General features: G+C 42.5%; 11 protein-coding genes. 9 read left to right on the plus strand and 2 right to left on the minus strand.

Annotated features, from left to right (window positions below; all coding sequences use genetic code 11):
• Positions 1-671: 671 nt before the first annotated feature.
• Positions 672-764, minus strand: a complete 93-nt coding sequence (locus FJR73_RS01830; protein ID WP_125451129.1) for a type I toxin-antitoxin system Fst family toxin — start codon at positions 762-764, stop codon at positions 672-674.
• Positions 765-897: 133 nt separating this feature from the next.
• Here FJR73_RS01830 and ruvB point away from each other — a divergent pair, with 133 nt between their 5' ends.
• The 9 genes from ruvB to FJR73_RS01875 all read left to right on the plus strand — a co-directional run bounded on the left by ruvB (position 898) and on the right by FJR73_RS01875 (position 12,040).
• Positions 898-1,896, plus strand: coding sequence for a Holliday junction branch migration DNA helicase RuvB (gene ruvB, locus FJR73_RS01835; RefSeq protein ID WP_079114808.1), 999 nt, complete (start codon positions 898-900; stop codon positions 1,894-1,896).
• Positions 1,877-2,449 (plus strand): nucleotidyltransferase family protein, encoded by a 573-nt coding sequence (locus FJR73_RS01840; RefSeq protein WP_140832969.1) that lies wholly within the window; start codon positions 1,877-1,879, stop codon positions 2,447-2,449. Before ruvB ends, FJR73_RS01840 begins: the two co-directional genes overlap by 20 nt.
• 232 nt (positions 2,450-2,681) lie before the next feature.
• On the plus strand, positions 2,682-3,440 hold the full coding sequence (locus FJR73_RS01845) for an isoprenyl transferase (protein WP_140832971.1): 759 nt from the start codon (positions 2,682-2,684) through the stop codon (positions 3,438-3,440).
• An 8-nt stretch (positions 3,441-3,448) separates the two neighbouring features.
• Positions 3,449-4,252: a phosphatidate cytidylyltransferase gene (locus tag FJR73_RS01850; RefSeq protein WP_061758899.1), complete on the plus strand. Its 804-nt coding sequence runs from the start codon at positions 3,449-3,451 to the stop codon at positions 4,250-4,252.
• A 15-nt stretch (positions 4,253-4,267) separates the two neighbouring features.
• Positions 4,268-5,527 carry an RIP metalloprotease RseP gene (gene rseP, locus FJR73_RS01855; protein WP_125451121.1) on the plus strand — a complete coding sequence of 420 codons (1,260 nt, stop codon included), beginning with the start codon at positions 4,268-4,270 and terminating at the stop codon, positions 5,525-5,527.
• A gap of 12 nt (positions 5,528-5,539) precedes the next feature.
• On the plus strand, positions 5,540-7,393 hold the full coding sequence (locus tag FJR73_RS01860) for a proline--tRNA ligase (RefSeq protein ID WP_125451120.1): 1,854 nt from the start codon (positions 5,540-5,542) through the stop codon (positions 7,391-7,393).
• 98 nt (positions 7,394-7,491) lie between these two features.
• A complete protein-coding gene (gene bglA / locus FJR73_RS01865) occupies positions 7,492-8,871 on the plus strand; it encodes a 6-phospho-beta-glucosidase (protein ID WP_125451119.1) in 1,380 nt (459 codons plus the stop codon).
• 191 nt (positions 8,872-9,062) lie between these two features.
• Positions 9,063-10,871, plus strand: coding sequence for a glutamine--fructose-6-phosphate transaminase (isomerizing) (glmS, locus tag FJR73_RS01870; protein WP_140832973.1), 1,809 nt, complete (start codon positions 9,063-9,065; stop codon positions 10,869-10,871).
• A gap of 119 nt (positions 10,872-10,990) precedes the next feature.
• Positions 10,991-12,040, plus strand: a complete 1,050-nt coding sequence (locus FJR73_RS01875; protein ID WP_125451117.1) for an LLM class flavin-dependent oxidoreductase — start codon at positions 10,991-10,993, stop codon at positions 12,038-12,040.
• 99 nt (positions 12,041-12,139) lie between these two features.
• Here FJR73_RS01875 and FJR73_RS01880 read toward each other — a convergent pair whose 3' ends face one another.
• The gene (locus FJR73_RS01880; protein WP_140832975.1) at positions 12,140-16,015 is read right to left on the minus strand and encodes a pullulanase; all 3,876 of its coding nucleotides are present in this window, start codon (positions 16,013-16,015) and stop codon (positions 12,140-12,142) included.
• Positions 16,016-16,058: the final 43 nt, after the last annotated feature.

The following is a 16,058-nucleotide window of genomic DNA, read 5'->3' on the forward strand; positions in this document are numbered from 1 at the left end:
TTCTTGGATAGGTGCTAGTGATAGAAATTTTTTGCAGAATAGTAAAATTTGAGAAAAGTTAAGCTAGTTTTAAGTTTCGTCTTGTATCATGTAGTTATTAAATAAAGACCTCCTAACTTTATTTAATAAAATTCTAAACTTTTCTTTTTCATAATAATCTCCCTTAACTCCACCCAATCAGGTGGAGTTTTTTGGCTTTATTTCAGGCTTTTGGGGAGTTTTCTAAAAATCATTTTTCGATATTTTTCGGATTTTGGTCGGGGAATTGGCGGGGACCTTTTTAGCGAATATGACTAAGAAATAGGTTTGCTGTTACTTCAGCTACTTCAACCTCGCTTTGAATGTAAGTGACTGTTAATTGAAGGACTGGAACTACTGTAATAATGATTTTGCTTGTCTAGTAGTGGCGTATTAAATGAGAAGTGACATATAAGATTGTCTCTTCGTTTACTAAATCAAAATTTCTATGAAATTGATAGAATCCCTAATTTTCTCTTAAACTTGAAAGTCTTGTTGTAAAGCGGTTAAAGCTTGAGAAGCTGAGGATGTAAAGTTTTGACAAATTTTGTGAACTGTGGGATAATGGAGAGGAATTAAGGATTAGTTCTATATCATGGACTAGAAAAGACCCCAAGCTAACTTCCACATTAAGCTTGGGGTCTTTTTTGACACTATTTGTTCTTGTTTAGCCATTTATCGACTAAGCGAAGAACAACACCGACCACAATTGGTCCGATGATAGTTTTAAGGATTAGTTCCATCATGGGCTATCTCACCTCCTTTCGTAGGCGGTGTAGCAGTGCCGTATAATATTATACCACATAAGTGCTAAACTCAGGAGTCACCCAATCGGGTGGCTTTTTTGTTTGTGGCTTGGATTTTTGATATAATAGAGCCATGAGTAGAATTTTAGATAATGAGATAATGGGGGACGAGGAGTTAGTAGAACGCACGCTCCGTCCTCAGTATTTACGTGAATATATTGGGCAGGATAAGGTCAAGGACCAGCTACAAATCTTTATTGAAGCTGCCAAAATGCGGGATGAAGCGTTGGATCATGTCCTCTTATTTGGGCCTCCAGGTTTGGGGAAAACGACCATGGCTTTTGTTATCGCCAACGAACTGGGTGTCAATCTCAAGCAGACGTCTGGGCCTGTCATTGAAAAAGCTGGAGATCTAGTAGCGATTTTGAATGACTTAGAGCCTGGGGATGTCCTTTTTATTGATGAGATTCATCGCTTGCCCATGTCGGTGGAAGAGGTGCTTTATAGTGCCATGGAGGACTTCTACATTGATATCATGATTGGGGCTGGTGAAGGTAGTCGCAGTGTTCATTTGGAGTTACCACCTTTTACCTTGATTGGTGCGACGACTCGGGCTGGTATGCTCTCAAATCCACTACGGGCACGTTTTGGGATTACGGGGCATATGGAGTATTATGCCCATGCTGACTTGACAGAAATTGTCGAGCGGACGGCAGATATTTTTGAGATGGAAATCACTCATGAGGCAGCATCTGAGTTGGCCCTACGTAGTCGTGGGACCCCTCGTATTGCCAATCGTCTCCTCAAGCGCGTGCGCGATTTTGCCCAGATTATGGGGGATGGGGTTATCGATGATATTATTACCGATAAGGCTTTGACCATGCTGGATGTTGACCATGAAGGTCTGGACTATGTGGACCAGAAAATCCTTCGGACCATGATTGAGATGTACGGTGGTGGTCCTGTTGGTCTAGGAACTCTTTCTGTGAATATCGCCGAAGAGCGTGAGACAGTTGAAGACATGTATGAACCTTACTTAATCCAAAAAGGTTTTATCATGCGGACACGGTCTGGACGGGTGGCGACTGCTAAGGCATATGAGCACTTAGGTTATGAATACAATGAAAAATGAGCAAGAAATTCTGGAGGCTTTTAGAGAAAATCCGGATATGATGGCTATTTTGACTATCATCCGAGACCTTGGTCTGAAAGACTCGTGGTTGGCAGCAGGTTCTGTCAGAAATTTCATCTGGAATCTCTTGTCAGATAAATCACCTTTTGATTGTGAAACAGATGTAGATGTGATTTTCTTTGATTCAGATATTTCTTATGAGGAAACCTTGTATCTAGAGAAAAAGTTGAGAGAGGATTTTCCTCAGTACCAGTGGGAATTGAAAAATCAAGTCTATATGCACCTGCATAGCCCTCATACTGCTCCCTATATCAGTTCCAGTGATGCTATGAGTAAGTATCCAGAACGGTGTACGGCAGTTGTACTGCGCTTGAATGAAGAATCCGATTTTGAACTCTATGCACCTTATGGTTTGGAGGATATTTTGAATTTTCAAGTTCGTCTAACTCCTCATTTTTTAGAGAATGAAGACCGAATGGAACTCTATCAAACACGTTTATCCAAGAAAAATTGGCAGGAGAAATGGAAAAATTTGATTTTTAAAAATACTTAAGGAAACTTTAAGCTAGGGAGTGTATACTAAGTCCATAAGTTAAGAAGACCTTAACTTAAACTCCTAAAACTTTTTCATAATAATCTCCCTATAAAAATAGAGTCGCCCAATCAGGCGACTTATTTTTTTTTGAAAAGTAGGCTTTGTGCCTGAGAATAAATAGCTTAGTGATAGAAGAAAATAGGGAAATATGGTATAATGAAACGATAGATTTTTGAATAGGAATAAGATCATGTTTGGATTTTTTAAGAAAGATAAGGCTGTGGAAGTAGAGGTTCCGACACAGGTTCCTGCTCATATCGGCATCATCATGGATGGCAATGGCCGTTGGGCTAAAAAACGTATGCAACCGCGAGTCTTCGGACACAAGGCGGGCATGGAAGCATTGCAAACTGTGACCAAGGCAGCCAACAAACTAGGCGTTAAGGTTATTACGGTCTATGCTTTTTCTACAGAAAACTGGACCCGCCCAGATCAGGAAGTCAAGTTTATCATGAACTTGCCAGTAGAGTTTTATGATAATTATGTCCCGGAACTGCATGCGAATAATGTTAAGATTCAAATGATTGGGGAGACAGACCGCCTGCCTAAGCAAACCTTTGAAGCTTTAACAAAGGCTGAGGAATTGACTAAGAACAACACAGGTTTGATTCTTAATTTTGCCCTCAACTATGGTGGACGTGCTGAGATTACACAGGCTCTTAAGTTGATTTCCCAGGATGTTTTAGATGCCAAAATCACCCCAGGTGATATCACAGAGGACTTGATTGGCAATTATCTCTTTACCCATCATTTGCCTAAGGACCTACGAGACCCAGACTTGATTATACGTACTAGTGGAGAATTGCGTTTGAGTAATTTTCTTCCATGGCAGGGAGCCTATAGTGAGCTCTATTTTACGGACACCTTGTGGCCTGACTTTGATGAGGTAGCCTTGCAGGAAGCTATTCTTGCCTACAATCGTCGTCATCGCCGATTTGGAGGAGTTTAGGAGGAGATATGACAAAGGATTTACAAAAAAGAACCTTGTTCGCAGGGATTGCCCTGGCTATTTTCCTACCAATTTTAATGATTGGGGGCCTTTTGCTTCAGATCGCCATCGGAATCATAGCCATGCTAGCAATGCATGAACTTTTGAAGATGAGAGGTTTAGAGACCATGACTATGGAGGGGCTCTTGACCCTCTTTGCAACCTTTGCCTTGACCATTCCCTTGGAGAATTACCTGACTTTTTTACCAGTTGATGGGAATGTGGTTGCTTATAGTGTGTTGATTTCAATTATGTTAGGAACAACTGTTTTTAGCAAGTCCTATACGATTGAGGATGCTGTTTTCCCTCTTGCTATGAGTTTCTATGTGGGCTTTGGCTTTAATGCTCTATTAGATGCTAGAATTGCAGGTTTAGATAAGGCACTATTGGCCTTGTGTATTGTTTGGGCAACAGATAGTTGTGCTTATCTTGTAGGGATGAGATACGGTAAACGAAAATTAGCGCCAAGGGTATCACCCAATAAAACCTTTGAGGGATCTTTTGGTGGTATTTTAGGAGCTATCTTGATAACAATTGTCTTTATGATTTTTGATAGGACAGTTGCTCTTCCGTATGGAATTTACAAGATGTCAGTCTTTGCTATTTTCTTCAGCATTGCTGGACAATTTGGTGACTTACTAGAAAGTTCGATTAAGCGTCACTTTGGTGTTAAGGATTCTGGGAAATTTATTCCTGGGCATGGTGGTGTTTTGGATCGCTTCGATAGTATGTTGCTTGTATTTCCAATCATGCACTTATTTGGACTCTTTTAGAGAAAGGAAGATAGAATGCTCGGAATTTTAACCTTTATTCTGGTTTTTGGGATTATTGTAGTGGTGCACGAGTTCGGACACTTCTACTTTGCCAAGAAATCAGGAATTCTAGTGCGTGAATTTGCCATCGGTATGGGACCCAAAATCTTTGCTCACATTGGTAAGGACGGGACGGCCTATACCATTCGGATCTTGCCTCTGGGTGGCTACGTTCGTATGGCAGGTTGGGGCGATGATACGACTGAAATCAAGACAGGAACTCCTGTCAGTTTAACCCTTACTGATGATGGTAAAGTTAAACGCATCAATCTCTCAGGTAAAAAATTGGATCAAACAGCTCTTCCTATGCAGGTGACTCAGTTTGACTTTGAGGACAAGCTCTTTATCAAGGGTTTGGTTCTGGAAGAAGAAAAAACCCTTGCAGTGGATCATGATGCAACGGTTGTAGAATTAGATGGAACTGAGGTTCGGATTGCACCTTTAGATGTTCAATATCAAAATGCAACTATCTGGGGCAAACTGATTACCAACTTTGCAGGCCCTATGAACAACTTTATCTTAGGTGTCGTTGTTTTTTGGATTTTAATCTTTATGCAGGGTGGTGTCAGAGATGTTGATACCAACCAGTTCCATGTTATGCCCCAAGGGGCCTTGGCTAAGGTGGGAGTACCAGAAACGGCACAAATTACCAAGATTGGCTCACATGAGGTTAGCAACTGGGAAAGCTTGATTCAGGCTGTGGAATCAGAAACCAAAGATAAGACGGCCCCGATCTTGGATGTGACTATTTCTGAAAAGGGGAGTGACAAACAAGTTACTGTTACCCCAGAAGAAAATCAAGGTCGATATCTTCTAGGTGTTCAACCAGGAATTAAGTCGGACTTTCTATCTATGTTTGTAGGTGGATTTACAAGTGCTGCTGACTCGGCTCTCCGAATTCTATCGGCTCTGAAAAATCTGATTTTCCAACCGGATTTGAACAAGTTAGGTGGACCTGTTGCCATCTTTAAGGCAAGTAGTGATGCTGCTAAAAATGGAATTGAGAATGTCTTGTACTTTTTGGCAATAATTTCCATCAATATCGGGATTTTTAATCTTATTCCGATTCCAGCTCTGGATGGCGGTAAGATTGTGCTCAATATCCTAGAAGCCATCCGCCGCAAACCATTGAAACAAGAAATTGAAACCTATGTCACCTTGGCCGGAGTGGTCATCATGGTTGTCTTGATGATTGCTGTGACCTGGAATGACATTATGCGACTCTTTTTTAGATAATCGAGGAATATTATGAAACAAAGTAAAATGCCTATCCCAACGCTTCGCGAAATGCCAAGCGATGCTCAAGTTATCAGCCATGCTCTTATGTTGCGAGCTGGTTATGTTCGTCAAGTCTCAGCAGGTGTTTATTCTTACCTGCCACTTGCCAACCGTGTGATTGAAAAAGCCAAAAACATCATGCGCCAAGAGTTTGACAAGATTGGTGCCGTTGAGATGTTGGCTCCTGCCCTTCTCAGTGCAGAGTTGTGGCGCGAATCAGGTCGTTACGAAACTTATGGTGAGGACCTTTACAAACTAAAAAACCGTGAAAAATCAGACTTTATCCTAGGTCCAACTCACGAAGAAACCTTTACAGCTATTGTCCGTGATTCTGTTAAGTCTTATAAGCAATTGCCACTTAACCTTTATCAAATCCAGCCTAAGTATCGTGATGAAAAACGCCCACGTAATGGACTACTTCGTACACGTGAGTTTATCATGAAGGATGCTTATAGTTTTCACGCTAACTATGATAGCTTGGACAGTGTTTACGATGAGTACAAGGCTGCTTATGAGCGTATTTTCACTCGTAGTGGCTTAGATTTCAAGGCTATCATCGGTGATGGTGGAGCTATGGGTGGTAAGGATAGCCAAGAATTTATGGCTATTACATCTGCTCGTACAGACCTTGACCGCTGGGTTGTCTTGGACAAGTCAGTTGCCTCATTTGACGAAATTCCTACAGAAGTGCAAGAAGAAATCAAGGCAGAATTGCTTAAATGGATGGTTTCTGGTGAGGATACCATTGCTTACTCAAGTGAGTCTAGCTATGCGGCTAACTTGGAAATGGCAACAAACGAGTACAAACCAAGCAACCGTGTTGTCGCTGAAGAAGAAGTGACTCGTGTTGTAACTCCAGATGTTAAATCAATCGATGAAGTTGCAGCCTTCCTCAATGTTCCAGAAGAACAAACAATTAAAACTCTCTTCTACATGGCAGATGGTGAGCTTGTTGCGGCCCTTCTAGTTGGAAATGACCAACTCAACGAAGTTAAGTTGAAAAACCACTTGGGAGCAGATTTCTTTGATGTTGCGAGCGAAGAAGAAGTGGCGAATCTTGTTCAAGCAGGATTCGGTTCACTTGGCCCAGTTGGTTTGCCAGATAATGTTAAAATCATTGCAGACCGTAAGGTGCAAGATGTTCGCAATGCAGTTGTGGGTGCTAACGAAGATGGCTACCACTTGACTGGTGTGAATCCAGGTCGTGACTTCACTGCAGAATATGTGGATATTCGTGAAGTTCGTGAGGGTGAAGTGTCCCCAGACGGACAAGGGGTTCTTAACTTTGCTCGTGGTATCGAAATTGGTCACATCTTCAAACTCGGTACTCGCTACTCAGCAAGCATGGGAGCAGATGTTTTGGATGAAAATGGCCGTGCTGTGCCAATTATCATGGGATGTTACGGTATCGGTGTCAGCCGTCTCCTTTCAGCAGTGATGGAGCAACACGCTCGCCTCTTTGTTAACAAAACGCCAAAAGGTGAATACCGTTACGCATGGGGAATCAACTTCCCTAAAGAATTGGCGCCATTTGATGTGCACTTGATTACTGTCAATGTCAAGGACGAAGAAGCACAAGCCTTGACAGAAAAACTTGAAGCAAGCTTGATGGGAGCTGGTTACGAAGTCTTGACAGATGACCGTAATGAACGTGTCGGAGTCAAATTCAGCGACAGCGACTTGATTGGATTGCCAATCCGCATCACTGTTGGTAAAAAAGCGGCTGATGGCATCGTAGAAGTGAAGATTAAAGCGACTGGTGACACCATCGAAGTTCATGCAGATAACTTACTTGAAACGCTTGAAATCCTCAGCAAGAAATAAAAACTATAATTAGAAGAAAAACAAGGAAAAAATGTAACTAGTTTTTACCTTGTTTTTTCTGTATAATAGGAAAAATGAGTAGATAAAGAGGTAAATGTATGCTAAGATTTCCAAAGGATTTTGTCTGGGGATCCTCTACTTCTGGACCACAAACAGAAGGACGTGTAGCTGGTGACGGTAAGGGAGATAATCTCTGGGATTATTGGTACCAAGTGGAGCCAAATCGTTACTATAATGGGCTTGGTCCAGATAAGACATCGACCTTTTATGAAAATTGGGAGCAGGATATTGAGCTTTTGTTAGATACTGGTCACACAGCCTTTCGGACTTCTATTCAATGGTCACGGATTTTTCCACAAGGCTGTGGAAAAGTCAATCCTCAAGGTGTGGATTTCTATCGTAAGGTTTTTGAGGCTATTAAGGCTAAGGGGATTCGTCTGTTAGTCAATCTCTACCATTTTGATTTGCCTTTTGCTCTTCAAGAAGCTGGTGATGGTTGGGAAAATAAGGAGACTGTTTCAGCCTATGAAGACTATGCTCGTTTCTGTTTTGAGACTTATGGAGATTTGGTGGACCAATGGATTACCTTTAACGAGCCCATCGTTCCTGTAGAATTTGGTTATTTTTACGATGCCCATTATCCACATAAGGTGGATGCAGAAGCAGCGGTAAAAGTAGCCTATCATACACAATTGGCCAGCAGTCGGGCGGTTAAGGCCTGTCATGAACTCTTGCCTGACTCTAAGATTGGGATTGTCCTCAACTTGACACCGGCTTATCCACGTAGCCAGCATCCTGCTGATGTCAAGGCAGCTCGTATTGCAGACCTTTTTCAGGCCCAATCTTTCTTAGATCCGTCTGTTTTGGGGACTTATCCACAGGAGTTGGTAGAAATCTTGCATGAATATGGGCTCTTGCCTGATGCTACAGAGGAGGAGTTGGAACTCATTCGTGACAATACGGTGGACTTCCTCGGTGTTAACTACTATCAACCTTTGCGCGTCATGGCACCTCGATTTGCTAAGCATCCAGAGAGTCCATTCTTGCCAGAACATTTTTACGAACCTTATGTGATGCCTGGACGTAAAATCAATCCTCACCGTGGCTGGGAGATTTATGAGCAGGGGATTTATGACATTGCCCAAAATATCAAGGAAAATTATGGTAATATCGAGTGGATGTTGACAGAGAATGGTATGGGGGTTGAAGGAGAGGAAAAATTCCGTCAAGATGGAATGATTCAAGATGATTATCGTATTGACTTTGTAAAAGGTCATCTTCGTGAACTTCACCGCGCTATTGAAGACGGAGCTAATTGTAAGGGCTACTTGATTTGGACATTTATCGATTGTTGGTCATGGCTCAATAGCTATAAAAATCGCTATGGTTTGGTCGAATTAGACTTGGAAACGCAAGAACGTCGTCTGAAAAAATCAGGGCACTGGTTCAAGGAATTAAGCGATAATAATGGATTTTAAAAAGGACTCTGACTGATTATTCTAATTGGTCAGAGTTTTTTGCTTACAGTAGATTAATTTGAACTATACCAATTTTTACTCTTGACAAGTGAAAGAAACAAGTATATACTGTTTTTGCTGATTCTACAAAAGAGGAATTAGACTATACCAATTTTAAGGAGAAAGCACAGCTGGTCTGTGTCGTATATACTATGTGTGGAATTGTTGGTGTTGTTGGAAACACAAATGCAACTGATATTTTGATTCAAGGGCTTGAAAAGCTCGAATACCGTGGCTATGATTCTGCGGGGATTTTTGTCCTAGGTGGTGCTGAGAACCATTTGGTGAAGGCTGTTGGTCGTATCGCAGAATTGTCTGCCAAGACAGCTGGTGTGGAGGGAACAACTGGTATCGGACATACTCGTTGGGCAACTCACGGGAAACCAACTGAAGACAATGCTCACCCACACCGCTCTGAGACTGAACGTTTTGTCTTGGTGCACAATGGGGTGATTGAGAACTACCTTGAAATCAAGGAAGAATACCTTGCAGGACACCACTTCAAGGGGCAAACAGATACGGAAATCGCCGTTCACTTGATTGGAAAATTTGCGGAAGAAGACGGTTTGTCAGTTCTTGAAGCCTTCAAAAAAGCTCTTCACATCATCCGTGGTTCTTATGCCTTTGCCTTGGTTGACTCACAAGATCCTGAAGTCATCTATGTGGCTAAGAATAAATCACCACTTTTGATTGGTCTTGGACAAGACTATAACATGGTCTGCTCAGATGCCATGGCTATGATTCGTGAAACCAACCAGTACATGGAAATTCATGACCAAGAGTTGGTAATCGTCAAGGCTGATAGCGTGGAAGTTCAAGACTATGATGGTAATAGTCGTGAGCGTGCTAGCTACACTGCTGAACTTGACTTGTCTGATATCGGTAAGGGAACTTATCCTTACTACATGCTTAAGGAAATTGATGAGCAACCAACAGTGATGCGTAAACTCATCCAAGCCTACACAGATGAGTCTGGTCAAGTAGTCGTTGATCCAGCTATCATCAAGGCTGTTCAAGACGCAGACCGCATCTACATTCTTGCAGCTGGAACATCTTACCACGCAGGATTTGCTTCTAAGAAGATGCTGGAAGAATTGACAGATACGCCAGTTGAACTTGGAATCTCATCTGAGTGGGGCTATGGTATGCCACTTCTCAGCAAGAAACCACTCTTCATCTTTATCAGCCAGTCTGGTGAAACAGCGGATAGCCGTCAGGTTTTGGTTAAGGCCAATGAAATGGGTATTCCAAGTTTGACAGTGACAAATGTGCCAGGATCAACTCTGTCACGTGAAGCTAACCATACTATGCTTCTTCACGCGGGTCCTGAAATTGCCGTGGCATCAACTAAAGCCTATACAGCACAAATTGCAGCCCTTGCATTCCTTGCAAAAGCAGTCGGAGAAGCAAATGGCAATGCCAAAGCGCAAGCATTTGATTTAGTTCATGAGTTGTCAATCGTAGCTCAGTCTATTGAATCAACTCTTTCAGAGAAAGAAACCATCGAAGCCAAGGTTCGTGAGCTCCTTGAAACAACTCGCAATGCCTTTTACATCGGACGTGGCCAAGATTACTACGTAGCCATGGAAGCAAGTCTCAAGCTCAAAGAGATTTCTTACATCCAGTGTGAAGGCTTTGCGGCAGGAGAACTCAAGCACGGAACTATTGCCTTGATTGAAGAAGGAACGCCTGTCTTGGCTCTCTTGTCAGATCCAGTCCTTGCCAACCACACTCGTGGAAATATCCAAGAGGTGGCAGCCCGTGGTGCCAAAGTCCTCACTATAGCAGAAGAAAATGTTGCCAAAGATACAGACGACATCGTTCTTACGACCGTACATCCATACCTCTCACCAATTTCAATGGTCGTGCCAACGCAATTAGTCGCTTACTTCGCAACCCTGCACCGTGGGCTTGATGTGGATAAACCACGTAACCTTGCTAAGTCAGTAACGGTAGAATAAGCTTAAAAAGTCTAGTTTATCTAGGCTTTTTCTTGTGAGCAAATCGGTTGCTTGTACTCAAGATTCGTGTTAGAATAATTTTTCAAATTGAAGGACAGAAATAGACAGGGAGAATCACAATGGTAGAATTGGGAATTTCAACATTTGGGGAAACAACGGAGCTTGAAGGGACTGGGCAAACTTACAGTCATGCCGAACGTATTCGCCAGTTGCTGGCAGAGATTGAGCTAGCTGACAAGGTTGGTTTGGATGTATATGGGATTGGTGAGCACCATCGAGCGGATTTTGCAGTATCTGCGCCAGAGATTGTTCTGGCAGCTGGGGCAGTCAATACCAAGAAAATTCGTTTGACCAGTGCAGTCAGCATTCTCTCGAGCATGGACCCGATTCGTTTGTTCCAACAATATGCCACTATCGATGCTTTGTCAAATGGACGTGCGGAGATTATGGCTGGAAGGGGTTCTTTCACGGAATCATTTCCTCTGTTTGGCTATGATTTGAAAGACTACGAAGCCCTTTTTGATGAGAAATTAGACTTGCTCCAGTTAGTCAATGAAAAAACAAGGCTAGACTGGAAAGGGCGATTGACTCAAACAATCTCTGGCCAAGAAGTTTATCCTCGTCCAGTTCAGGAAAAATTACCCTTGTGGATAGCGACAGGTGGTCATGTCGAATCAACTGTGAAGATTGCTCAGGCAGGTCTACCGATTGTTTATGCCATTATTGGTGGCAATCCGCGTTATTTTAAAAAGTTGATTCAGGCTTATCGTGAGATTGGGAGCGAAGCGGGTCATGCCAGTCATGAACTAAAGGTTGGAGCCCATTCTTGGGGTTGGATTGCTGATGATGGCGAGCAAGCGGTGAAAGATTATTTCCATCCGACCAAGCAAGTGGTGGATGCTATTTCCAAAGACCGTCCGCACTGGCAGGAATTGCGTTATGAGCAATATTTGGAGCAAGTTGGGCCAAATGGTGCTATGTTTGTGGGCAATCCAGATCAGGTGGCAGAAAAATTGATTCGCATGATTGAAGATCTAGGCTTGGACCGCTTCATGCTCCATCTACCGCTTGGTTCCATGCCTCATGAACAAGTCCTGAGAGCTATTGAACTATTCGGAATGCAAGTAGCACCCAAAGTCCGGGCTTATTTTGCCATGAAAGAGGCTTAATAAAAAATACTAATCAAATGTATTATAACCACAAATATTGTACAAAAAATAATCCCCCTAGACTTAATGCTTGGGGGATTTTTCTATAGGAGGGCTAGTTTAGTTCTCTTTTTTGTTTTTGAGCAAGAACCCGAGACCTAGAAGGGCAAGGAGGCTGATTCCTGTCAACAGGAGTTTGTGATCGTTTTTGGTTCCTGTATTTGGAAGTTCAGCTTGTTTAGCTGGGGTTGCAGGTATATTTTCCTTGCTAGAGTTTTCTACAGCTTCGTTTTGAATAGCTTCACTTACAGATGATGCTTGTGCTTCTTGTTCAGCTTGTGAATCAGCTGTAGCTTGGCTAGGTTTATTTTCCACATTAGCTACTTTTGCATCCGGTTTTGCAGAATCAGGTTTAGTTTGTGGAGCTGGAGTTTGCTGTTCCGGTTTGTCTACTCGGTTTGACATATTGTCTTGGCCGTTATTTTGACCGTGTTCTTGTTTTAAGCTAGAAAGGTCAAATTCTGGTTTTTCTTCCACAGCTGGGGCAACGCTGGCACCGCCTTGAGCGACTCTAAGAACAGTAGCTGTAAGGGCATTTAATTTCAAGCCTTTTTCAGTCCATTCAAGTCCTTTCGGGTTGGCAATTCCAACTGGTCCTGCTTGGTTTTCATCTGCTAAAACTTCAGCATTTCTGAGGTGGGCGAAGGCAGTTCCCAAATTAAATTCACGAGCTTTTTCGTCCGCATTGACAAAGACTGCGTAGATATCTCCGTTTGGAGCAGTGATTTGGTAGCCAATCACTACATCCTCTTTTGCCACACCATTTTGGCCTGGGACAGTGATGAGGTGGACACGGTCCTTGATATCTTTAAGACTCTTAAGTCGGAAGGCATCTGTAGATTGACGAAGGGCAATCAACCCTTTCATATAGTCACGACTCTTGACATTTTCAGGATATGCTTTTCTATCTGTAGCCTTAGTCCAGTCAAACTTGTTGACAGCATCGCTAGAATCGTAAGAGTCATGGATGAAGTAAGGATAGTCAAATGGATTGCCGTCCTTATCACGCAACAAGTGAGATTTGTTTGGTTGTTTGTCCTCTGCTACTGGAGTCTTGTAGGCTGGGTCACGGAATTGTTTGGTGCGACCATATTCCTGACCAGAGTGGATAAATGGAGTTCCTTGAGCTGTTAAGACCATGAGATTTCCAAGTCGCAAACGACGGTGGATTTCAGCATAGTTCTCAGCCTTGCTTGGGTCTTTTTTGATAGATTGGGCGATGATGTCAAAGAGGGTCAAGTTATCATGGGCTGCGATGTATTGGATGACATCTCCAGGGCTGTCAGCTTCAAAGTTGGTTGGTTGAGCAATGAGATTTTTGAAGATAGTATTGATATCACGTTTGCCACCTGTGATAAAGGCAGGTTGACCTTCGTTTGGATAACCAGACTTGAGGTTGTTACGGATGTCGTCTGAGAAGACAGCGACAGTATCGGTATGTTTCATCCAATCTTGGTCAGCAGCTTTAGTAGGCATATTTTCATCACCAGCATAGGTTCTCCAACCTTCACCTAGCATGATGAGGTTTGGATTGAGGGCGCGTGCAGCCTTGTAAGCTTCTTCGATAGAAGCGGCGTCATGGTCTCCCATCATATCGAAGCGGAATCCATCCACTTTGTAGGTATCAACTAGATATTTGATAGAATCAACTAGGAGGCGTTTGGTCATGTGGTGAGTTGTCCCCAAACGTCCACCACCAAAGCTAGTTCGAGGTGTTCCATCGGCATCCATAAAGTGATAGTAGTTTGGTTCCAAATCTTCAAAGATATCGACTTTGGCTGTATGGTTATACACTACGTCCAGGATGGCTCCCATGCCACGTTTGTGGATTTCGTTGATGAGGTTTTTGAATTCTGCGATTCGTTTTTCTGGATTCTTAGGATCGCTTGAGTACATACCAGTCAAGGAGAAGTAGTTTTGAGGGTCATATCCCCAGTTGTAGTTGCTGTTGCTTGAAGCATAGTCAGATAAGCGTTCGTGGTTCTTCAACTCATTGACAAAGTAGTAAGACAAGACTGGAAGGAGCTGGATGTGGGTTACACCCAAATTTTTGAGGTAGTCTAGTTTTTCGATAAAGGCTTCAAAAGTACCAAATGGCTTAGTCAAATCTTTTGCGATGGCAGGATCTGAAGTGAAATCACGCACATGAGCTTCATAGATGACAGCATCTTCGCGCGATTTGAAGTTGCGAATCTTACCATAAGTCAAGTCTTGAGGTCCTAGTTTAGCTGGATCTACAAAGGCAGCTTTAGCCACTTTATGGGCATCGTCAATCTTAGCATCGTCACTATTCCAAGCAGCGAGGGATTTAGCGTAAGGATCGAGTGCAAGAACAGTTTTACCTTGACGCTCGATTTGGTATTGATAATAGTAGCCAGTGAAATCTGTGATGCCTAGTTTGTTTGTGCTATCTAGAGTTTGTTTCCAAGTTCCTCTTTCCCCTTTTTCAAGAGCGACAGTTCCAACTACTTTTTCAGGGTCATTCTTGTCGTAGATAACAACAGAAACCTTATCAGCACTTGGTGACCAGAGAGTTAAATCAACCTGTTTTCCTTCTTCTTTGAGTTCAGCTCCAAGTTTACCATCATAGCTGTAAGTCTCATCTTTCAGGCGCCAGCTTGTTTTGGTAGTGAATTTGTCAGAGTTGTAGCTAACGGTATAAGGATGTTTTGTGTCAGAGAAATCTCCGCTGTAGGTCACTTTCTTACCAGCCTCATCGATTGTAACATCAGTGATAGTTACTTTGTTTCCTAGATGATTAGTGATGTTGGAGTGTTTGAGGATATCTTCTTTTTTAGCACCGACAAGTGTTGAAAAACTACTTTCAATGCTAGAAGTTCTTACGTGTTGAGCTCCTGTCATGCGGATATCGTGCACATAGTAGGGGTTGGTGTAGATGGTTTCGTCATCATCTTTTAGGAAAATTTGGCTATGATTTTTCAAATCTGTGAATTTATAATCTTCTTTACGGATTTTCACATCGTCTCCTTGTTTCTTTCTGTCTAGTAATAAAAATCCAAGATCTTTAGCTGCATCCTTGAGTGGAATATCGATATAGCGACCATATTTGCCTGTAGCCGTAAAGTCTGTTCCGTTAGGCCATTCACCACTACTTGGATTTTTCACATCTCCCCAGTACCAGAGAGATTTCTTGTCATAGTTGCCATCTGTACGGTAGTAGTTGACGCGAATAGTTCCTGCAGGTTGTGGCTCGTAAGAGAAAACCTTGTGATCTTGGTCCAACCAAGCCTCATTCATCTTTGGTGCCAGTTTTTCTACCGATTTATCGCCGGTTAGATTTTTTCCAGCTGTATTATTGATGAGGAAGCTAATTTTTTTGGCTTGTTCTCCCTTTAATTTGACATCTAGGTAGTAGCCGTAGTTATCTTTTTTGGCATCCTTAAAGGACAAGGCTCCGTTAGGCCAGTTTTCAGAAGGTTTTTCAACATCATCCCAAGTCCATAGTCCTTGACTATCCTTGTTTTCTTCAGGAAGTTTTTTGACGTGGATACGGAAGTAATTGTCTTCGATTGGCTCTTCTGCCTTAGTTTCAGTTGCTACTGGACTCGTAGAAGTAGTTGGCTCATTTGAACGATCTTGCCCAGTTTGTGGTGCTGAATCGGCGGGAGTTGCAGCAGGAGTGGTTGCCTCTGTTGCAGGTTTTTCTTCTTTTTTCTCTAGGGAAGCGTTTGCACTGTTAGATGAAGAAAAATCGCTTTCGTTCTTTCCAGCGATGTCTGCTGTATCAGTAAGAGGTTGAGTAATAGTGTTGGTCGCTTCAGCACTAGCTGTTGTGGTTTCGTTGGCTGAGATAGTTGGTGTAGCCATGGCAAGTAAGACAAAGCTTGCGCCGATAAGGACAGAGCCAGTTCCATTTTTGAGGGAACGGATGCTGTAGACCATTTTTTTCTCAGTGTGAGATGGTGTTTTTCTCATAATGATTCTCCAATCAATAAATTTCTATATCAGTATAGCATGT

Source organism: Streptococcus sp. D2 (assembly GCF_006385825.1).
Lineage (GTDB): Bacteria > Bacillota > Bacilli > Lactobacillales > Streptococcaceae > Streptococcus > Streptococcus shenyangsis.

Bases quoted from the DNA above. Each gene is read 5' to 3' on its own strand.
- FJR73_RS01830 (WP_125451129.1), bottom strand. From the start codon at position 764: ATGATGGAACTAATCCTTAAAACTATCATCGGACCAATTGTGGTCGGT.
- ruvB (WP_079114808.1), top strand. From the start codon at position 898: ATGAGTAGAATTTTAGATAATGAGATAATGGGGGACGAGGAGTTAGTA.
- FJR73_RS01840 (WP_140832969.1), top strand. From the start codon at position 1,877: ATGAATACAATGAAAAATGAGCAAGAAATTCTGGAGGCTTTTAGAGAA.
- FJR73_RS01845 (WP_140832971.1), top strand. From the start codon at position 2,682: ATGTTTGGATTTTTTAAGAAAGATAAGGCTGTGGAAGTAGAGGTTCCG.
- FJR73_RS01850 (WP_061758899.1), top strand. From the start codon at position 3,449: ATGACAAAGGATTTACAAAAAAGAACCTTGTTCGCAGGGATTGCCCTG.
- rseP (WP_125451121.1), top strand. From the start codon at position 4,268: ATGCTCGGAATTTTAACCTTTATTCTGGTTTTTGGGATTATTGTAGTG.
- FJR73_RS01860 (WP_125451120.1), top strand. From the start codon at position 5,540: ATGAAACAAAGTAAAATGCCTATCCCAACGCTTCGCGAAATGCCAAGC.
- bglA (WP_125451119.1), top strand. From the start codon at position 7,492: ATGCTAAGATTTCCAAAGGATTTTGTCTGGGGATCCTCTACTTCTGGA.
- glmS (WP_140832973.1), top strand. From the start codon at position 9,063: ATGTGTGGAATTGTTGGTGTTGTTGGAAACACAAATGCAACTGATATT.
- FJR73_RS01875 (WP_125451117.1), top strand. From the start codon at position 10,991: ATGGTAGAATTGGGAATTTCAACATTTGGGGAAACAACGGAGCTTGAA.
- FJR73_RS01880 (WP_140832975.1), bottom strand. From the start codon at position 16,015: ATGAGAAAAACACCATCTCACACTGAGAAAAAAATGGTCTACAGCATC.